Origin of the sequence: Moraxella sp. CTOTU48268, assembly GCF_032069585.1 — a bacterium.
Taxonomy (GTDB): domain Bacteria; phylum Pseudomonadota; class Gammaproteobacteria; order Pseudomonadales; family Moraxellaceae; genus Faucicola; species Faucicola cinerea.
Map to the genome: position 1 here is coordinate 15,442 of NZ_DAMALV010000014.1, position 21,038 is coordinate 36,479.

Sequence of the window (21,038 nt, forward strand, 5' to 3'; positions counted from 1 at the left end):
AACTTACCTGTATAAACATAATGTGTTTGTTATTGTAAAAGATTAAATGGGTAAAATGTTTACCCATTTATGTCTTATTGATGGTTGGATTGTGAACTATCATCAGGCTTATAGATGCTCACCTGTGTGGGCTGTGTGACAGCGACAGGTTCAGCAGGATTAGGCGAGTAGGGTGATACGGGCTGTAAGTCACCATCATTGCCGTCATTGGGGTCATGCGGTTTGTTACCTTTAATCAGTGATCGTATCCACACATAAAACATTGGGATAAAGAACACCCCTAGGATAGTTGCACTGACCACGCCGCCTAACACACTCGTACCAATCGCATTTTGGCTACCTGAGCCTGCGCCTGTTGCCAAGAATAAGGGTACCACACCAATACCAAACGCCAATGATGTCATGATAATCGGACGTAAGCGTTGGCGAGCAGCGACAGTAACCGAGTCATATAGACTATGTCCCAAATCTTGTCGTTCTTTGGCAAATTCAATAATCAAAATCGCATTTTTGGCAGATAAACCGACAACGGTCAGCAGACCCACTTGCAAATAAATATCGTTTGAAAGCCCACGTAAACCCGTAAACAGTGCAGCACCTAATACCCCAAGTGGCACAACAAGCAGCACTGCAAAGGGAATTGACCAGCTTTCATACAGCGCAGCTAAACATAAGAACACCACTAAAATCGAAATCGCGTACAGCATCGGTGCTTGGGCGCCAGATTTTTTCTCTTCCAATGATAAACCTGTCCATTCATAACTGATACCTTTTGGCAGTTTGGCAATCATTTGTTCCATCGCCGTCATCGCTTGACCGGTACTAAGTCCTGGAGCTGCGTTACCTTGCAAGTTCATCGATGACAAGCTGTTATAACGCGTTAGCGTAGGCGAACCATACTGCCATTCACCGGTGGCAAATGAGCTAAACGGAATCATCTGATTGTCACTGTTGCGTACATACCATTTGTTGATATCCTCTGGGGTGGTACGGCTCTCAGCTTCACCTTGCATATACACTTTTTTGATACGACCACGATCCATAAAGTCATTGACGTAGCTACTACCCCAAGCGGTACTAAGAACACTGTTAATCACGCTCGGCGCGACACCCATCGCAGCAGCAGCATCATAGTTGACGTTGACTTTGTATTGGGGTGAATCTTCTTGTCCATTTGGACGCACGCCACTGACTTGTTTATTTTGCGCCGCCATGCCCAGTAGCATGTTACGGGCTTGCAGCAAGCCTTCGTGACCTAAGTTGCCGGAGTCTTGTAGCTGTAAATCAAAACCCGTTGCCGTACCCAAACCTTGAATAGCAGGCGGTGAAATGGCATATACTTGGGCTTCATTGACTTGGGTCATAAAATAACCCATGGCACGTTTGGCAATCGATTGCGCGGTATTTTCTTTACCAGGGCGCTCATCCCAATCTTTTAAGCGGATAAATGCCAATCCCATATTCTGTCCTTGACCGGCAAAACTAAAGCCATTGACCGTAAATACAGACTGCACAAGGTCTTTTTCTTGGGTTTTATAATAGGCGTTGACCTTTTCGATAACCGCTTGCGTTTGATTTTGGGTACTACCAGCAGGCAGCTGCACCAATGTCAACAGCACACCTTGGTCTTCTTCGGGAATAAATGAACTTGGAATACGGGTAAATAAAAACACCAATGCCGCAATCACCAAGGCATAAGGTATCATATACAACCAGCGCATTTTGATACTGCGACCCACAAATTTTTCATAGCCTTCACTAAGACGCATAAACATGCGATTAAATGCGCCAAAGAAACCGGTCTGATGCCCGCTGTGTTTGTCATGGGCTTTAGTGCGTTTGAGGATAGTCGCACATAGGGCAGGGGTGAAAATCAACGCAACTAAGGCGGATAGTACCATACTGCTGATAAGCGTCACTGAGAACTGTCGATAAATCACCCCAGTTGAGCCGCCAAAGAATGCCATCGGTAAAAATACCGCCGACAAAATCAAGGCAATACCAATGACCACTTTACTGATTTCGCGCATTGATTCACGGGTGGCTTCCAGTGGCGTCATGTCTGGATTTTCTTCCAGCAAACGCTCAACGTTTTCGACCACGACAATCGCGTCATCGACTAACAGACCGATGGATAACACCATGGCAAACAGCGTCAACACATTGATGGTATAGCCAAATGCGTACAAAATACCAAACGTACCCAGTATTACCACAGGTACTGCCAACGTAGGAATAATCGTTGCGCGCCAGCTTTGTAAAAACAAGAACATCACTAAGAATACCAGTGCAATCGCTTCAGCAAGTGTTCTGACTACTTCCTCAATCGACAAACGTACAAATGGCGTGGTGTCATAAGCAACTGAGGCTTTTAAGCCCGCAGGAAAATTAGGTTCAAGCTCTTTGAGTTTGGCTTCTACGGCGTTACGTGTGCTTAAAGCATTGGCGCCAGATGACAGTGAGATACCGATACCTGCCGCATCCTTGCCATTGTAGCGGGCAATGGGGCTGTAGCTTTCACTACCAATTTCCACTTTGGCGACATCGCCCAAGCGAATTTGCGCGCCATTTGTGTTACTTTTAAGCAAAATATTACGAAATTGCTCTGGGGTTTGTAAGTAACTTTGCACAGTCACTGTGGCATTAATGGCTTGACGGGCTTCGTCAGTGGGTGTTTGTCCTAGCTGACCGGCTGATACTTGTGCGTTTTGCGCTTGAATTGCGCTGGTGATATCCGAGGGTATTAAACCATAGGTACGAAGTTTTTCAGGGTCTAACCAAATACGCATGGCATACGCAGAGCCAAACACATTGACGTTACCCACACCATCGACACGGCTGAGCTGGTCAACCACGTTGGAGTTGAGATAATCGGCAATATCGGCACGATCCATACTGCCATCTTCGGATGTCATCGCCAGTACCATCAAAAAGCCACTCGTGGACTTATTGACGTTGACCCCCATGCGCTGCACCATCTCTGGCAGCGAACTCATGGCAGATTGCAGTTTGTTTTGGACTTGGACTTGTGCCGTATCGGGATCTGTCCCATTCTCAAAGGTCAAGGTAATTTGCGCAGCGCCACTTGATGATGAACTTGAGGACATATACATCAATCCATCAAGCCCTTTCATTTTTTGTTCAATCACCTGCGTGACGGAGTCTTCAATGGTTTGGGCAGCGGCACCTGGATAAGTTGCTGAGATACTAATGGTAGGTGGGGCAATACGTGGATACTGCTCAATCGGTAATTTAAAAATTGCCAAGATACCCATCAGCATGATGAGCATGGCAATCACCCAAGCAAAGATGGGTCTATCAATAAAAAAGCGTGACATGATATCTCCCGTGCTTATGGTTGCGCAGTTTTGGCGGTAGTTGAGCTATTTGTTACGGTCGTTTTGGTCGTCGTCGTGGTAGAAGCATTGGTCGGTACCGCGGTTGAGGCTGGTTGCGATGCCACATATGGCATGGCTTTGACTTGCTGATCTGGTTTGACTTTGGCGCCGCCAACCATCACCACTTGCTCACCTTGTTTTAGACCGCTAGTGACAATCCATTGACCTTGGTGGGTACCTTGAACCGTAACTGGGCGTACTTGGATTTTATTATTGGCGTCAACCACATACACGGTTGATTCACCTTTGGCTGTACGATTAATGGCACTTTGTGGCAATAATACGGCATTATTGATAATACCTTGAATCAACTGGGCATTCACCATCATCCCGGGCAACAACACAAAGTTATCATTGCTAAATACCGCACGCAGATTAACCGTGCCTGTGGTACTATCCACTTTAGCTTCTTCGAAGCGAAGTTGCCCCACCATCGGGTAGGTTGAGCCATCGGCGAGCTTTAACTGAACCTGTGCGGTACGCGGTGTGCTAAGTTTACCAGCCGCAAATTGCTGACGAAGCGCCAATAACTCGGCAGATGATTGACTGATATCGACATAAATTGGATTAAGCTGCGAGACAGTTACCATCTGTGTCGTGCCTGCAGTGGCAAGCGCACCGACATTGACATTTGAGCGACTGGTGATACCACTAATAGGCGCTTTAACCACAGTACGGCTCATGGTGAGCTGATTGCTATTCACTGATTGTTGTGCGCCGCGAGCCGCTGCTTGGGCGGCATCAATATTGGCTTGTGCCACCCCCACTTGCGCCTGCGCATTTTTAACCGCTGCTTGAGCGGTACGCACGGCGGTTGCCCCTTGGTCATATTCTTGACTTGAGATAGCTTCAGTACCACGTAGCTGTTTTAGACGGTTTAAATTGGTTTGAGCCAGCGCAAGTTCGGCTTGGCGGGTTTCTAGCACCGCTAAGGCATTATTATAGTTGGCTTTTGCGGTATTGACACTAGCAAGGCTTTGGTCAAGGCTTGCGCGACTACCGGCAAGTACACTGGTGTAGCTATCGGTATTGATTTGATATAATGGCTGATTTTGTTTGACAAAAGTGCCTTCACGAAACAACTGGCGGTCAATAATACCTGACACTTGCGGCGTAACGGTGGCTTCTTGATAGGCGACCACTTTACCTGATAACTCTTTGGTAAGTGGAATCGTTTGGAATGTTACAGGTTGTACATTGACTATCGTGGGTGGCATTTGCGCCTGTGCACCTGCTGCACCGCCGCCACTTTGTTGCTGGGCTGCTTTGTCTGACTTATTACACCCGATTAATAAGCTACAACTCGCTAATGACACCATGAACAACACTGGGTATCTCATACCAACCTCATAAAAAATAGGGAATTTTAAAAAAAATATTATAAAATAAATGCGACATTGTTGTTGCAATATTTACGATAAGACACAAAACTTTAGGATAACTAAATGATAGCTACATTACTACCAGTTATCGGCAGCGGTTATTTTAAAAAAAAATCTGCAATTGGGAAACCAACAATATTAAACAAAATAAGTGTTTAAGCAACAATTATCACCTATTTGTATGGATAAAAATTTTAAAATATCAAAGCCATTGATAGATTTTTTTAATAAGGAAATATTTGCGCATGACTTTAAGTCGTAACAAGTCACCTGATTTACGTGTTGTCAAAACCCATAAAGTTATCCGTGAAGCCTTTATTATGTTGTTGTCCGAGCAGGAGTACAACGATATTGCTATCCGAGCAATTTTGGATCGTGCCAAAGTCAATCGTGCTACTTTTTATAAATATTACAGTGGGAAAGGTGATTTGGCAGGGCAGATGATTGATGATTTCAAGCAGGAAATCAGCCAGCTATTTCAGGACAGGCTCAATGCCGATAGTCAAATGCTACAAATGAGTATGGAAAATCATTCACAAAAGCTGTTTGAACGCCGCCAACAGATGCTTGCCCTGTGGAAAATCCGTACCCAACACCACAATCTTTATCATGATATGTTTTTGATGGGTAAACAAAACTTCATTGAACTGGCTAAAAAACAAAAGGCGACAGATTATTTAACGCCGGAGGCGATTGATTACCAAGCCACCATGATGGCAACTGTTTTTATGGCAAGTTTGAAATACTTTTATGAAAGGGATTTGCCATTACCAAAGAACTTGCCAGTGGATTGGCAACAAATGCTGGACATCATAAAAAGCTAGCCCAGTTGGCTATCATAACGAAAATGATTAATAAAATAACTTGCTAATACCTCGACCAGTGCCACGGGCATATCGTGACCGAGCTCATCAATGAGTATCAATTGACTTTGCGCAATATGCTTGGCAAGCGAATAGGCATGACTAAATGGAATGAGTTTGTCTTGTTTGCCATGAATGATGAGGGTGGGTTGGTGGATTTGTTTGTCAATATCGACCAGTGACCCCGTCGCCAAAATCGCCAGTAACTGCCGCTGCGTACCTTTTGGGTAAAAACGCCGTTTAAACAGTTTTTTGGCTTTGCTAAATGCCGCTTGTTCATCAAAGTAATCGGGGCTGGCGATGGTTTTGATGGTCTGCACGAACTGCTGGGTCAATGCGTCAGCATCTTGGCTTTTGGGTAGTGGCTGGGTAAAGGCCTTGATAGCTTCAATGGCGGGTGGGCGCGAAAAGGGTCGATTGTTACTGGTGGATAATAGTCCCAATTTTTCTACTTGGTGTGGATAACGCACTGCCATGATTTGCGCAATCATACCGCCCATCGATTGACCAATCACAAAGTATTTTTTGATACCCAACATTTTGAGCAGTTGATAGGCATCTTCTGCCATGTCGTACAAATCATACGGTGTTTGCAGGTTTTTAAGCGGTAAACCCAGTCCGAATCTGCCTAGCAATTTGGCTTTATAAATGGGCGAATCATGAGCGGGAGTCAGTTTTTTGTGCTTAAGCTTGCTAGATTTGCCAATATCGCGATTGTCAAATCGCACGACCCGAAATCCAGCATTGATTAACGCATAGCAGAATTCATTGGGCCATACCAAGCTTTGCGCGCCTAAGCCCATAATCAGTACGATGGTAGGGTGAGCAGGGTCGCCACCGACTTCAACGTAGAATTTATATTTTGGGGTGCGCACCTTAGCCGCTTGCATAAAATCCGCGTGTTTGGAAGGCTTAAATTTAATTGGGTGGTCAGTCATGGCAAATTTGGGATTTTTCGCCTCAATTTAGCAAAGGTTTATGAATGATTAATGACGTATGATTTACCGCGCCTCGAATTGGACATCAAACTGATCACCACCCCGCATTTATTAATAATTAATAAAGCCGTTGGCTAGCAAGCGTCATCAAATCGAGTAAACCTTGGCGGTATTGTGAATCAGGCAAGGTCAGCACGGCTTGTCTAGCAATCTCACTTTCTTGCATCGCTTTATCACGGCAATACGCCAGTGCACCGCTGTTTTTGACAATCTCAATAATTTCGCCCGTATCTTGCACTTGCCCTGTCTGAATGGCAATCCGTAATTTTTCATGCGTATCACCCGTGGTCATTTCAAGCGCTTTAATTAGCGGCAAGGTTGGCTTGCCCTCAGCGATATCATCACCCACGTTTTTGCCGAGCACCTCACTATCACCGACAAAGTCTAAGATATCATCAATAATTTGGAAGGCATTACCAAAGTGCTGACCAAATATCGCGAAGGCGTCATTGTATTCAGGGCGATTTTCCAAAATAGCCACGCCTTGACTTGCCATCATAAATAGCCGAGAGGTTTTACCGTCGATGATTTTCATATAATCAGCTTCGGTGGCTTTGGGGTCATGCTGATGTTGTAGCTGCAATACTTCCCCTTCAGCGATATCACAGGTGCCATCTGAGAATAACTGCAATAACGGCAACGAGCCAAAACCTACTAAAAGATTGAATGAACGAGCAATCAGATAGTCACCGACCAGTACAGCCGTTGCATTATCCCACGTTGCATTCGCGGTCGGCTTACCGCGGCGCATACCTGACTCATCAATCACATCGTCGTGTACTAACGTTGCGGTATGCAGCATCTCAGTGATAGCGCCCAAATGCATGGCAGCTTGTGAGGGCTGGTCGTTACAAATGCGTGAGCAAAGCAGCGAAATTAAGGGGCGCATACGCTTACCGCCTGCATTGATGACATGCTGACTCACCGACATGACCAATTTTACTTTGGAGCTTAGACTGCCATACACCTGCTTATCCATAATCTCGAAATCGTCAGCGATAATAGATTGAATCTGCTGATAGGTGACAGGCGTGCTGTTACTGTCTTTGGTAACACCTGCATTGATAGCAGTGGATGTAGGATTTGATTGTTGATTGTCTAGCATAGGTTGGCTCAAAGCTTGGAGTGAAAATTCGTGAAATTTGGCTTGTGGTGAAAGTCGGCAAAATCATACCATACTGCCGTTTTTTGTGTAAGTTATTACTCTGTATTTTTATTGGCGACTTGTATTACTGAGCATCCATTGCGTTGAGAAACGCGCAATAATTTATCAGCCAAAATCGCACCCGCATCCGTGAAGTTTTTCTTGATTTTAAACAATAAAAACGTTAAAATCGCGACCTTATATTTCCCTGTGTATCCGTCGTAGAAGTGTTATCGCCCTTGGTAGCCACGGTGTACGGGTTTATTGGAGCAACCAAGATGTATGCAGTAATCAAAAGTGGTGGTAAACAACATCGCGTCGTTCAAGATGAATTTTTAAAAGTTGAATTGCTAAAAGCTGAAAAAGGCGATACCATCAAAATTGAAGACGTTTTAATGGTCGTTGATGGCAGCGATATCAAAATTGGTCAACCTGTGGTTGCCGGTGCAGTGGTCGAAGCTGAAGTAGTAGAACATGGTCGTGGCGAAAAAGTACGTATTGTAAAACACAGACGTCGTAAACACTATCATAAAGAACAAGGTCACCGTCAATGGTATACTTTGTTAAAAATCAAAGCAATCACTGCTTAATTGACTATTTCAAACACATTAATCTCTAGGAGACATCGACATGGCACATAAAAAAGCCGCAGGTTCTACCCGTAACGGTCGTGATTCAAACCCAAAAATGCTTGGCGTAAAAATCTTTGGCGGTCAACAAGTTGTTGCTGGTAACATCATTGTACGTCAACGTGGTACAGAATTTCACGCAGGTGAAGGTGTAGGTATGGGTCGTGACCATACATTATTTGCTTTAACTGACGGCGTGGTAAAATTTGCTGTTAAAGGTAAATTCAATCGTCGCTACGTATTTGTTGAAGGCGCAGCTGAATAATCATTTAGCTTGTTGTTAAACAAATTAACCCAATAAGTTGCACTTATTGGGTTTTTTATTGCTTATAGCCAAGCGTCTTAACGGGTTTTGGATAGTCTTCAATGGCTTGGCAGTGGTTAGTCATTCTCTAGTCAAAACTTTCTTAGCACTCAGCTATTGTTACATTTGTTACAACTTCAACAACAATCATTGCATGGGGCGTCTAGTAGGGTAAGAAAAATTTAGCGACAATACCTGTCAGCGAATTTAGCTTAACTTGTTAATTTTTAATTTATTGATTAGCCTGTTGGGTTGATATTATTTTTGAACACTTTTTCTAAACTTTTAACAATTTTTATTGAATGAGGAACCTACCATGACAACATCTACCAATAAAATTATCAATAAATTAGCCACCGGTACATTATCTGCATTATTGATTACCAGCATGCCGATGACAGTCGCCATGCAATCAGCCAATGCCGCTGTCGCCAACTCAGCAAGCGCGGCAACAAACTTAAATAACCTACTTAAAAATGTTAAAAGCATGACCGCCAATTTTAGTCAAACCACCTCTGGCACTGGCGGCAAAGGCTTAAGTAAGACATCAAGAAATTTCTCAGGTACCATGGCTGTGCAACGTCCAAACCAGTTTCGTTGGCAAATTGATGGTACGGCATCGCAGTTGATTGTTGCCAATGGCAATACGCTTTGGATATATGATAAAGATTTAAATCAAGCGACCAAGCAAAGCGTGAGCAATCAAGTAGGGGATACACCAGCACTGATTTTATCAGGCGACCCAAGCAAAATCGCCAATAGTTTTAATGTGACCCAGCCGATTGCTTCAAAAAATTATTACGTGCTCTATCCAAAAAATGGCAATGCCAACTTTAAAAGCTTAGGTATCGCTTTTAATAGCGGTAATCCTGTCATGATGGTATTAAATGATAATTTGGGGCAAACCACCAGTATTCGATTCTCCAGTGTGAAACGCAATGCTTCAATTGCCAGTAATCAATTTAGCTTCACGCCTCCTAAAGGCGTTGACGTGATTAACCAGTAACTATTATTTGCATGAATTTTTTGAATGATTTTTGGCTAACAGACCCTGCAAACAGCAGGGTCTTTTTTTTAAAAGTGTTTGTATTTAATTGAAGATTGAACCCTGCTACTAGCATTTTTTACATAAAATGAGTAAACTATCCGTGTTTTAGCCAGTTAACAGCAATATATAGTTACTTTTGTTAAAATACGCATTTTTATAAAGTGATGTAATGCTGCTTTATGTTAGAGTTTCATCGTGGTTTTAGCAATATCTCTAACTAGCCTGTTTAGTAACTAGCCAATCACTCACCGATTACAATAATGGTCAATGGATGTGCAGCCTTGTTAGCTGGTACGAGGTAATCTTAAGCAAAATAGTTCTTAAGAAGTTATCTGCCATCGTCTTTGTGATATTGCGCTTGAGCCAGACGGGCTTGGTGGAAGTATCAAAAATATCGTCCCAACTTGAATTGCTTAACCCACGTAACGGTTAGTCGTATTGCCCAGGAGTATCCTCATGATTCCAGTCATTGATTGGTCTGCAATTGTATTTATTTTGGCAGCCATAGGACTTTGTATTTTCATGCTTGTTGTACCAAGATTGTTAGGTGGTACTTCTAAAGGCTTTCAAAAGCAAGAAAATTTCGAGTCGGGTGTGGTCAGTGTTGGTTCTGCCAGAATCCGTTTATCTGCAAAATTTTATATCGTCGCTATCTTCTTTGTTATCTTTGACTTAGAAGCATTATACCTATATACCTATGCGGTATCGGTCAAAGAAGCAGGTTGGCTAGGATTTTGGACCGTTGTGCTGTTTGTCGTAGAGCTGTTAATCGGTCTATATTATCTGCTCAAACTAGGGGCGCTTAACTGGTCACCTGCAGACAAAAAGCCAAAACCAAAACGTTTGGCTGCTGCGCCTGCGGGCTTTAATCTGGCGGATATTACCCGCTTTAATGGTATTGAAGAGTTAGAAATTGACCCTACTGGTAAAATCCCTGCCCAGTTGTCTGGCGCAATGAACCAAAACCCAAACAATAACGCGGTAAAATAATAATCCGACTTTGCAATCTATATTGCAAGGTCTTTTGCATTTGTAGTGACATAGAGCGAAATCCTGCTTTAAAAATCAAGGTGATCGAGCATTATGAAATATACATTAACCAAAGCCAATCCAGATGCCGACAGATTTCCAGACCAAACTCGTCAAATTATTGACGAAGAGGAAGTCAATAAAAACGTCGTCATGACGCGATTAGAAGATTTGACCCATAGCCTTGCAAACTGGGGTCGTAAGCATTCATTGTGGCCATTTAACTTTGGTACCTCGTGCTGCTATGTAGAATACGCAACGACATTAACAGGCGTGCATGACTTGTCGCGCTTTGGCGCTGAGGTTATTCGTGCGTCACCACGCCAAGCTGATGTGATGATTGTGGCAGGTACTTGCTTTATGAAGATGGCGCCTGTTATTCAGCGTCTCTACGAGCAAATGCTTGAGCCTAAATGGGTCATCTCAATGGGTGCCTGTGCCAACTCAGGCGGCATGTACGATGTGTATTCAGTGGTGCAAGGCGTTGATAAAATCATTCCTGTCGATGTTTATATCCCTGGTTGCCCACCACGTCCAGAAGCTTTGATTCAAGCCATCATGCTGCTGCAAGAATCAATTACTAAAGAACGTCGTCCACTCGGTATTCATGTCAATGACCAAGGTATCTACCAACCTGTCATGCAGCCAGAACGTGACCGTAAACAAGCCGATCGCATCGCGGTCAAAAATCTACGCAGCCCAGATAATATTGATTAATGCTAGAGATTGATTAATGCTAGAGTCAATCTCTGGATGGATTTAGGATGAATTTTCGCTAAGTAGAAGCTTATCGAATTGCGTTCAAAACAAAAAAGGTATTCCACTACCTTCTTAATAATTGTGAATGAGGAAAGTGCCACTCATGGTAACGGTAACTGATAATCAAGCACAAACTGATGTCCCAGCAGTGATTGCGGAATTAAATCGCAAGTTTGAGGGGCAGTTTGTTGTACAAAAAACCTTTGACGCTTTTCCCACTATTTGGGTCAGCCGTGAACAGGTCATCGAAGTACTCCTGTACCTTCGCACCTTGCCACAGCCTTACGTGATGTTACTGGATATCTCAGCGATTGATGAGCGCCTACGCCAACATCGTAAAGACAGGGATGGCAATGCCTTGCCTGACAGTGATTTCACCGTGTTCTATCATCTAATGTCATTAGAGCGCAACACAGACATCCGCATCAAAGTGGCGCTAAAAGAAGCTGATTTACACATCCCTACGGCAACCCGTATTTGGCCCAATGCCAACTGGTATGAGCGCGAAGCGTGGGATATGTTTGGTATTACCTTTGATGGTCACCCACATTTAACCCGTATTTTATTGCCAAAATACTGGGAAGGTCATCCACTGCGTAAAGAATACGCCTCTCGTGCGACTGAAGTACCGCCTTATTATCTCGATAAAGGCAAGCAGATGTTTGAGCAGGAGAACCTACGATTTATCCCAGAAGAGTGGGGCATGAAACGTAGTGGCCGTGACGAAGACTTTATGTTCCTAAATTTGGGTCCTAACCACCCTTCTGCGCACGGTGCCTTTCGCGTTGTGCTTCAGCTAGACGGTGAGGAAGTCATCGACTGTATCCCAGACATTGGTTATCACCATCGCGGCGCTGAAAAAATCGCTGAACGCCAAACTTGGCATTCATTTATTCCTTACACTGACCGTATCGATTATCTTGGTGGGGTGATGAATGAGTTGCCCTACATCATGTCAGTGGAAAAACTGGCAGGCATTACGGTACCGGATCGCGCGAATACCATTCGTATCATGATGAGTGAGTTCTTCCGTATCACCAATAATTTGCTGTACTGGGGCACCTTCATTCAGGATGCGGGCGGTATGACGCCAGTATTTTATATGTTCGCTGACCGTCAAAAAGCGTATGATGTGATTGAAGCGGTAACCGGTTATCGTATGCACCCAGCGTGGTTTCGTATCGGCGGTACCGCGATGGACTTGCCAAACGGCTGGCACAAACTGGTTCGTGAATTCTTAGATTGGATGCCAAAACGTATCGATGAATACGTCAAAGCCACCATGAAAAACAAGGTGCTACAACTGCGTACCCAAAACGTTGCCCAATACGATGCTAAATCTGCCCTTGCTTGGGGCGTATCAGGTCATGGTCTACGTGCCACAGGTATCCCTTACGATGTGCGTAAAGCGCGCCCTTATCTTGGCTATGAAAATTTTGATTTTGAAGTACCCATTGAGTTTAATGGCGATGCATATGACCGCTGTTTGGTCAAAATTGAAGAGATTCGTCAGTCACTGCGTATCATTGAGCAATGTCTCAACAATATGCCAATGGGGGCATACAAAGCCGATCACCCACTGGCTGTCCCACCACCCAAAGACCGCACCTTAAATGACATTGAGACCCTGATTAACCACTTTATTTCAGTATCGTGGGGTCCTGTCATGCCAGAAGGCGAGTCCTCCTTTATGGTGGAAGCAGTGAAAGGTATTACCAACTATTATATTACGTCTGATCGCTCAACCATGAGTTACCGTACCCGCATTCGTACACCGACCTTTGCGCATTTACAGCAAATGCCGTCAGTCATTAATGGTAGCTTGGTATCTGACTTAATTATTTATCTAGCGTCAATTGACGTTGTTATGGCAGACGTTGATCGTTAGGAGAAAACCACCGATGAAGATTGTAACTGATAAAACCCCAAAGGTGGATGTCGCAAGCATTCTAACCGAAGCAGAAATTCACGACATTCATGAATTTATGCATCATTACCCACAAAGCCGCGCGGCATCACTTGATGCGCTAAAAATTGTCCAACGCCGTAACGGCTGGGTGGATGATGCACAAGTCAACGCGATTGCTAATATCTTAAAAATCCCAGTCACCGATGTGGAAGGGGTTGCAACATTTTATAACCGTATCTACCGCTCACCAGTTGGTCGTCATGTGATTTTGGTCTGTGACTCGATTGGTTGTTATCTGGTAGGTGCAGAGAATTTAGGTCAAGCTTTTGAGCGCACTTTAGGCATTAGTTTTGGTCAAACTACCCCAGACAATCGTTTTACCTTATTACCCATTTGTTGTTTAGGCAACTGTGATAAAGGTCCAGCGGTTTTGATTGATGAAGATACCTACGGTCCTGTCCAAATTGAAGAGATTGCTGAATTGCTGGAGCAATACGCATGAATATAACCCGTCAAATTAATAATCGAAAAATTGGCAAATCACCCAGTCAATTGGGCGAGCAAAGCATTCCTATTTATGGTGATAAAGCGACAGCCACCAGTGAGACCAAGCCCCTGACTTGGCGTTTGGCGCATTATGACTCAGTGCTAGATTTGGCAACCTATGAAAGCCTAAAAGGGTTTGAAGGTCTAAAAAATGCCTTGGCTAAATCTGCCAAAGAAGTGGGCAATATGATTAAAGATGCCAACGTGCGTGGACGTGGTGGTGCAGGCTTTAATGCAGGTCTTAAATGGACCTTTATGACGCCACCCGATGGCGGACCTCGTTACTTGATTTGTAACGCAGATGAGATGGAGCCAGGCACGTTTAAAGACCGTCTATTGATGGAGCGCCTACCATTTCAGCTGATTGAAGGGATGATAATCTCAGGGTATGCCATTGGTGCAACCGCAGGGTATATTTTTATCCGTGGTGAGTATATTGAAGCCGCGAAACGCTTAAATAATGCATTGGCTGAGTGCCGTGCCAAAGGGTATTTAGGTGATAACATCTTGGGTTCAGGCTATAGCTTTGATTTACACGTGCATACCGGTGCAGGCCGTTATATCTGTGGCGAAGAAACTGCACTCATTAACTCGCTTGAAGGTCGCCGTGCCAATCCACGTACCAAGCCACCCTTCCCACAAGTATCAGGGGCATGGGGTCGTCCCACTGTGGTCAATAACGTAGAGTCTTTAAACAACATGCCGGGCATTATGCTGCATGGCGTAGAATGGTATAAAGGCTTGGCACAAGGCAAATCAGAAAACCCGGGCACCAAAATCATGGGTTGCTCAGGTCTAGTCAATGAGCCAGGGCTATGGGAACTGCCATTTGGTACTACCGCTCGCGAAATTATTTTTGATTATGCCAAAGGCATGAAAGACGGCCGTAAATTAAAAGCTTGGTTGCCAGGCGGTGCGTCAACTGACTTTTTAACCGCCAGTGACGAGCATTTAGACCTGCCAATGGACTTTGAACCCATCATGAAAGCAGGTAGCCGTTTAGGTACCTGCTTGATTATGGTGGTAGATGAATCGCAAGATATGGTGTCATTGTCGCTCAATTTGCAAAAATTCTTTGCCCGTGAATCCTGCGGTTGGTGTACGCCTTGCCGTGATGGGTTGCCATGGGGGGTCAAAACCTTGCATGCCATCGATACAGGCAATGGTCAACCTGTCGATATTGACGTATTGCGCCAATTGACCAAAGATTTGTGGTTAGGTAAAACCTTCTGTGCCCACGCACCGGGTGCGGTTGAGCCATTACAAAGTGCGTTAAAATACTTTTTACCAGAATTTGAAGCCAAAATTGGTAACAATGTGGCGCCTGAAGAACAATTGTCCCCAACGGGCGTGCCTTCATCTGCAAACAGCGGAAAAGTTGAAGTGTATCAACCGGTTAAGACCACCAATGGGCAATCAGTGTAAGGAATTAGCATGGCAATTATTCATATAGACGGTCAAGACGTCGAAGTTGATGGTGCCGATAACTTGCTACAAGCTTGTTTATCGCTTGGCATCGATATCCCTTATTTTTGTTATCATCCAGCATTGGGCTCGGTGGGTTCTTGCCGTCAATGTGCCGTCAAGCAATATAATAACAAAGAAGATTATGAAGCGGGTCGTGGTCGTTTGGTCATGTCGTGTATGGTCAATCCGACCCCAGACATGTGGATCTCAGTGACTGATGCAGAAGTGAAAAACTTCCGTAAAAGCTTGGTTGAGTTCTTAATGACTAACCACCCCCATGACTGTCCAACCTGTGAAGAGGGCGGTCATTGTCACTTGCAAGATATGACCTACATGTCAGGTCACAATCATCGTAAATACCGCTTTACTAAACGTACCCACCAAAACCAAGACTTGGGTCCATTTATCAATCATGAGATGAACCGCTGTATCGCGTGTTATCGCTGCGTACGTTATTACAAAGACTATGCAGGTGGTGAAGATTTAGGGGTTTATGCATCAGCAAGCCGTGTGTACTTTGGTCGTGATAAAGACGGTCAGTTTGAAAGTGAATTTTCAGGCAACCTTACCGAAGTTTGTCCAACTGGGGTATTCACCGATAAAACTCACTCAGAGCGCTACAATCGTAAATGGGACATGCAATATGCCCCAAGCATTTGTCATGGCTGTTCGGCAGGTTGTAATATCTCAGCGGGTGAGCGCTATGGTGAATTGCGCCGTATCGAAAACCGTTTTAATGGGGAAGTCAACGCTTACTTCCTCTGTGACCGTGGTCGTTTCGGCTATGGCTATGTCAACCGCCAAGACCGCCCAATTCAAGCGATTGAAACACTAAACGGTAAACAAACCAATCTGAGCATTGACCATACTATCGATGCCATCAAAAACCGTTTGCAAGGTAAAAAAGCCATCGGTATTGGTTCACCCGTTGCCAGCCTTGAATCAAACTATGCGCTAAAACGCTTAGTCGGTGCCGAAAATTTTAGCATTGGTATTACCAGTCAAGAAAAAACCGTGGTACAAAAATGCATCGATGTGTTGACCACAGAAAATATCCATAATCCAAGCATGCGTGAGATTGAGGATTATGATGCGGTATTGATTTTGGGTGAAGATATTACCCAAACCAGTCCACGTATTGCACTGGCAGTACGCCAAGCGGCAAAAAATCGCGCCAAACAAATGGCAGATGCACTAAAAACGCCAGATTTCTTGGCAGAGCCTGTGGCTCGTATCGGTCAAAAAGACTACAGCCCAATTTTTATTGTGGATGTCAAAGATACGCGCCTTGATGATATTGCCGAAGTAAGCTGCGTCGCCACACCAAGCGATATCGCCGAACTAGGCTTTAGCATTGCTGAGCACATGAAAACGTTGGCTACCTCACAATTACCAAAAGATTTGGTCATCGATGAAGGCGATAATGCTGATATGCAAGCATTTGCTAAACATATCGCGCAGACGCTACTTAAAGCAACCAAACCCCTTATCATCTCAGGCTCATCACTGTACCACACTGCTATCATAGAAGCGGCGGCACAAATTGCCAATATCGCTGAGCAAAAACGCGGTGAAGTGGTAGTATATGAACGGGGCGTGGTTGACGCCCACAACGTCCAAGTGGATGCAGAGATTGCCAAAATCGATGAAGAGCAAGCCAAACTCAAACAAGAGATGGATGAAGCGGCATTTGCTGAACAAGCCAAGCAAGTTAAACGCCCAAGCCGTATGAACCCGACCAAAGGCTATCAAGAAAAAGCCGGTTTATACTTATCAGTACCTGCTGCCAATAGCATAGGCGTCAACTTACTCGGTGGTAAAGCGATTGATGAATTAGGTGATGATGCCGATGTGGTGATTGTCATGGAAAATGACATCAGTCGCCGCTTAACCGCTGAGCAAATGAACCAATTGGTAGCCAACAAATCCCTGATTGTACTCGACCATGAAGCTTACCAATGGCATAACCATGCAGATGTGATGGTACCTGTAGCAACCTTTGCAGAAGCGGACGGTACACTCATCTCAGCAGAAGGTCGTGCACAGCGATTCTTCCAAGTTTATGATCCTGTTTACTATCGCCCGCAAAGTATGGTGAAAGAAAGCTGGCGTTGGTTACATGCGGTAGAGTCTGAGCTCAATGGCCGTGCGATTGACTGGACGCAGCTTGATGATGTGATTACAGCTGTCGCAGACACCAATCCACAATTAGCCGCAATCAGACAAGCAGCGCCATCAGCCGATTACCGTATTACTGGTCTAAAAGTCGCGCGTGAGCCACGCCGTTATTCAGGGCGTACAGCGATGCGTGCGCCGATTTCTGTGCATGAGCCAGAGCAGCCAAAAGATATCGATACGGGCCTAACCTTCTCACAAGAAGGTTATGTGGGTACCCAAACGGATTCATCAATGATTCCATTTGCTTGGTCTCCAGGTTGGAACTCACCGCAAGCTTGGAATAAATACCAAGATAAAGTGGGTGGTCATCTAAAACATGGCGATCCAGGGGTGCGTATTTTTGATGCGTTAACCGCATTGCCAAAACGTGAGTATATTGCGCCTGCGGCAGCTAGCCAACGAGGTTCCACCCAGCTAGTGCCGGTGTATAATATTTTTGCTAGTGATGAATTAACCGCCCGTAGTGAAGTGGTCGCGTCACAATTGATGCCAGCTGCTTTTAGTGTATCAACGGATGATGCGGATAAATGGCAGCTGCAATCAGGTGATATGTTAACGGTCACAGTGAAAGGTGTAGCGACCACCTTACCTGTGCAGCTTGTCGATTACTTAGCCGAAAGCTGTGTGGGCTATCCTGTGGGTCAGGCGGGTGAATTAGAAGCCCTGCTAGCGCAACCTTATACCGACATCAGTATCGTAAAATCAGCAACTACCAACACTGTCACCCAAGCGCTATCACCAGCTAATAATGGTGGCGTGACAGCTCAAGTAACTCCAGGGGAGGGGGTATAATGGATTATTCTGTTAGACAGATGCCCGATTTACCTGCATGGCTGGCTGGGGTAATGTCCCCTGAAGCTTGGTCAATTGTATTTTTGGCAGTGCAATCAATTGTTATTTTCTTGGCGGTCGTGATTTTTGCCGCGTTGATGATTCCTTATGAACGTCGCATGTTGGCACTGTGGCAAGACCGTTATGGTCCAAACCGTGTGGGTTGGCAAGGTTCGCTACAAGTTGCCGCGGATATGCTCAAAATCTTTTTCAAAGAAGACTGGACGCCCAAATTTGCCGATAAATTTATCTTTGTCTTGGCGCCTGCGATTTCATTGTTTACCGCTTTAGCCGCTTATATCATTGTACCAGTTACGCCATCACTCGGTGGCGCAGACTGGAGTATCGGTATTCTGTTCTTTTTTGCGATGGCAGGGTTGGCAGTTTATGCCGTGATGTTTGGTGGCTGGGCATCAGCCAATAAATACGCCTTGCTCGGTGGTCTACGCTCTGCTGCCCAAACCATTAGTTATGAAGTCTTTCTCGGATTATCGCTAATGGGTGTGGTGGCGTTGGCAGGGTCATTTAACTTACGCGATATCGTATACTCACAAGCCGGTGGTTTTTGGCACTGGAATGTATTTGGTCAAATTTTAGGGTTTTTAACCTTTATGGTAGCAGGTGTGGCAGTCACCCACCGTTTCCCATTTGACCAGCCAGAAGCAGAGCAAGAATTGGCAGAAGGTTACCATGTTGAATACTCAGGTATGAAATTTGGTATGTTCTTTGTCGGTGAGTATGTGAATATCGTGTTGGTATCATCGCTGATCACTATTTTATTCTTTGGGGGTTGGTTGCCATTATTTGATGGACTGAGTTTTATCCCGCCGATTATTTGGTTCATGTTAAAAACGCTATTTTTCATGACCATGTTTGTATTGGCGCGTGGGGCGTTGATGCGTCCACGTTATGACCAAGTAATGAACTTTGGCTGGAAAATTTGTCTACCCATTACCTTGATTAATTTACTCGCGACGGCAGCCTTCATATTATGGCGCACCCATGGTGTAGGGTAAGGTGGAGATTAACATATGTATTTGACTATGGTAAAAAACACGATTACGGGTTTTGGCTCAATCTTGCGCACCCTAATTATGGTCGCAAGTCATGCGACCCGTAAACGTGATACGATTTTATACCCAGAACAACCTGTTCCTGTACCGCCGCGTTTTCGGGGGCGTATTGTACTGACACGTGACCCGGATGGGGATGAGCGCTGTGTGGCCTGTAACCTATGTGCCGTCGCTTGTCCGGTGGGTTGTATTTCACTGCAAAAAGCGGAACGTGAAGACGGGCGCTGGTATCCAGAGTTTTTCCGTATTAACTTCTCGCGTTGTATCTTTTGTGGTATGTGTGAAGAAGCGTGCCCGACAACGGCTATTCAGATGACGCCAGATTTTGAGCTCGGTGAGTATAACCGTCAAAACTTGGTGTATGAAAAAGAGCATTTGTTAATTTCAGGCCCGGGTAAATTTCCTGACTACAATTATTACCGTGTGACTGGGATGGCGACCAAAGATAAACCTAAAGGGGCACACCAAAATGAGTCTGCGCCGATTGATTTACGGAGTTTATTGCCATGATAACCGGAGCAACGATAGGGTTTTATTTATTAGCGATTGTCGCTATTTTGGCTAGTTTGCGCGTGATTACTCGTACCAATCCTGTGCATGCGTTATTAAACATGATTGTCACGCTGCTGGCGTTATCAGGTATTTTCTTTGCCTTAGGTGCGCCATTTGCCGGTGCGCTTGAAATCATCGTTTATGCAGGGGCGATTATGGTATTGTTCGTTTTTGTGGTGATGATGCTGAACTTAGGTACCCAAAGTACTTTGGAAGAAGAAAGCTGGTTGGCATCCTCAGCTTGGGCAGTACCTGCAGGACTTGCATTTATTGTGGGTTTGACCTTGTTTAGTTTGATTGGCATGAAACATGGGTCTGAAGGAATGATGCCAGCGTTGATCGGGGTGGAGCCAGTCACGGCAAAAATGATCGGTGCCAAATTATTTACCGAATATTTATTGTTGGTCGAAATTGCAGGGTTTTTATTACTAGCGGGTTTGGTGGCGGCTTATCATTTGGCAAAATCTGCCTTGGATGATGAGAATGAAAGTCATAATAGTGAGCTTGGTAATACCATACAACCTGCCTTAACGAATTTTATTGATAAAGAGCCCAGCCAACCGGCTGTGTTACGCGAAGTTCAGGAGGAGAAGGCATAATGGGACACTTTCCATTAGAGCATGTGCCATTAGAGCACGGTCTAATCTTGTCAGCGATTTTGTTTGCCATTGGTTTTTGTGGTGTGATGGTACGACGTAATTTTTTGTTTATGTTGATGAGTCTTGAGATTATGATGAATGCTGCTGCCTTAGCATTTGTAGTGGCAGGTAGTCGCTGGGTCAGTCCTGACGGACAAATTATGTTTATTTTAGTGCTAACTTTGGCAGCCGCTGAAGTTGCAATTGGGTTGGCTATTCTTTTACAGTTTTATCATAAGCGTGGTCATTTAGATGTCGATACGGCAAATGAGATGAAAGGGTGAAATCAA

18 protein-coding genes are annotated in these 21,038 nt (G+C 44.7%); 14 read left to right on the top strand and 4 right to left on the bottom strand.

Features of this window, described 5'->3' with window-relative positions; genetic code table 11:
* Positions 1-74 precede the first annotated feature (74 nt).
* Positions 75-3,338 carry an efflux RND transporter permease subunit gene (locus RT143_RS06580; RefSeq protein ID WP_313091984.1) on the bottom strand — a complete coding sequence of 1,088 codons (3,264 nt, stop codon included), beginning with the start codon at positions 3,336-3,338 and terminating at the stop codon, positions 75-77.
* A gap of 14 nt (positions 3,339-3,352) precedes the next feature.
* Positions 3,353-4,738 (bottom strand): efflux RND transporter periplasmic adaptor subunit, encoded by a 1,386-nt coding sequence (locus RT143_RS06585; RefSeq protein WP_313091985.1) that lies wholly within the window; start codon positions 4,736-4,738, stop codon positions 3,353-3,355.
* A 287-nt stretch (positions 4,739-5,025) separates the two neighbouring features.
* On the opposite strand from RT143_RS06585, the gene RT143_RS06590 reads away from it, so the two are divergent.
* Positions 5,026-5,604 (top strand): TetR/AcrR family transcriptional regulator, encoded by a 579-nt coding sequence (locus tag RT143_RS06590; protein WP_313091986.1) that lies wholly within the window; start codon positions 5,026-5,028, stop codon positions 5,602-5,604.
* Here the strand turns inward: RT143_RS06590 and RT143_RS06595 are convergent.
* Together RT143_RS06595 and RT143_RS06600 are read right to left on the bottom strand one after the other, a co-directional pair.
* Entirely contained in the window at positions 5,601-6,581 is a 981-nt protein-coding gene (locus RT143_RS06595) for an alpha/beta fold hydrolase (protein WP_313091987.1), read from the bottom strand. The genes RT143_RS06590 and RT143_RS06595 overlap by 4 nt on opposite strands.
* A 118-nt stretch (positions 6,582-6,699) precedes the next feature.
* Entirely contained in the window at positions 6,700-7,620 is a 921-nt protein-coding gene (locus RT143_RS06600; protein WP_313092020.1) for a polyprenyl synthetase family protein, read from the bottom strand.
* Between the two features lie 443 nt (positions 7,621-8,063).
* Here RT143_RS06600 and rplU point away from each other — a divergent pair, with 443 nt between their 5' ends.
* The 13 genes from rplU (at position 8,064) to nuoK (ending at position 21,032) form a co-directional block, all read left to right on the top strand.
* Positions 8,064-8,375, top strand: coding sequence for a 50S ribosomal protein L21 (rplU, locus tag RT143_RS06605; protein ID WP_065252357.1), 312 nt, complete (start codon positions 8,064-8,066; stop codon positions 8,373-8,375).
* A 40-nt stretch (positions 8,376-8,415) separates the two neighbouring features.
* Positions 8,416-8,679 (top strand): 50S ribosomal protein L27, encoded by a 264-nt coding sequence (gene rpmA, locus RT143_RS06610; protein ID WP_036591251.1) that lies wholly within the window; start codon positions 8,416-8,418, stop codon positions 8,677-8,679.
* A 355-nt stretch (positions 8,680-9,034) separates the two neighbouring features.
* Positions 9,035-9,724: an outer membrane lipoprotein periplasmic chaperone LolA gene (gene lolA / locus RT143_RS06615; RefSeq protein WP_313091988.1), complete on the top strand. Its 690-nt coding sequence runs from the start codon at positions 9,035-9,037 to the stop codon at positions 9,722-9,724.
* A 498-nt stretch (positions 9,725-10,222) separates the two neighbouring features.
* The gene (ndhC, locus tag RT143_RS06620; protein WP_409519697.1) at positions 10,223-10,756 is read left to right on the top strand and encodes an NADH-quinone oxidoreductase subunit A; all 534 of its coding nucleotides are present in this window, start codon (positions 10,223-10,225) and stop codon (positions 10,754-10,756) included.
* 93 nt (positions 10,757-10,849) lie between these two features.
* The gene (locus RT143_RS06625; protein WP_007115468.1) at positions 10,850-11,512 is read left to right on the top strand and encodes a NuoB/complex I 20 kDa subunit family protein; all 663 of its coding nucleotides are present in this window, start codon (positions 10,850-10,852) and stop codon (positions 11,510-11,512) included.
* Positions 11,513-11,639: 127 nt separating this feature from the next.
* On the top strand, positions 11,640-13,442 hold the full coding sequence (nuoC, locus tag RT143_RS06630; RefSeq protein ID WP_409519698.1) for an NADH-quinone oxidoreductase subunit C/D: 1,803 nt from the start codon (positions 11,640-11,642) through the stop codon (positions 13,440-13,442).
* 13 nt (positions 13,443-13,455) lie between these two features.
* Entirely contained in the window at positions 13,456-13,965 is a 510-nt protein-coding gene (gene nuoE, locus RT143_RS06635; protein WP_007115470.1) for an NADH-quinone oxidoreductase subunit NuoE, read from the top strand.
* Positions 13,962-15,434, top strand: coding sequence for an NADH-quinone oxidoreductase subunit NuoF (gene nuoF, locus RT143_RS06640; RefSeq protein ID WP_313091990.1), 1,473 nt, complete (start codon positions 13,962-13,964; stop codon positions 15,432-15,434). Before nuoE ends, nuoF begins: the two co-directional genes overlap by 4 nt.
* 9 nt (positions 15,435-15,443) lie before the next feature.
* Positions 15,444-18,446, top strand: a complete 3,003-nt coding sequence (gene nuoG / locus RT143_RS06645; RefSeq protein ID WP_313091992.1) for an NADH-quinone oxidoreductase subunit NuoG — start codon at positions 15,444-15,446, stop codon at positions 18,444-18,446.
* Positions 18,446-19,501 carry an NADH-quinone oxidoreductase subunit NuoH gene (gene nuoH / locus RT143_RS06650; RefSeq protein ID WP_036591261.1) on the top strand — a complete coding sequence of 352 codons (1,056 nt, stop codon included), beginning with the start codon at positions 18,446-18,448 and terminating at the stop codon, positions 19,499-19,501. The genes nuoG and nuoH overlap by 1 nt, the downstream gene beginning before the upstream one ends.
* A gap of 15 nt (positions 19,502-19,516) precedes the next feature.
* A complete protein-coding gene (nuoI, locus tag RT143_RS06655) occupies positions 19,517-20,068 on the top strand; it encodes an NADH-quinone oxidoreductase subunit NuoI (RefSeq protein ID WP_007115474.1) in 552 nt (183 codons plus the stop codon).
* A complete protein-coding gene (nuoJ, locus tag RT143_RS06660; protein ID WP_313091994.1) occupies positions 20,065-20,709 on the top strand; it encodes an NADH-quinone oxidoreductase subunit J in 645 nt (214 codons plus the stop codon). Before nuoI ends, nuoJ begins: the two co-directional genes overlap by 4 nt.
* Positions 20,709-21,032: an NADH-quinone oxidoreductase subunit NuoK gene (gene nuoK / locus RT143_RS06665; protein WP_007115476.1), complete on the top strand. Its 324-nt coding sequence runs from the start codon at positions 20,709-20,711 to the stop codon at positions 21,030-21,032. The genes nuoJ and nuoK overlap by 1 nt, the downstream gene beginning before the upstream one ends.
* Positions 21,033-21,038 lie beyond the last annotated feature (6 nt).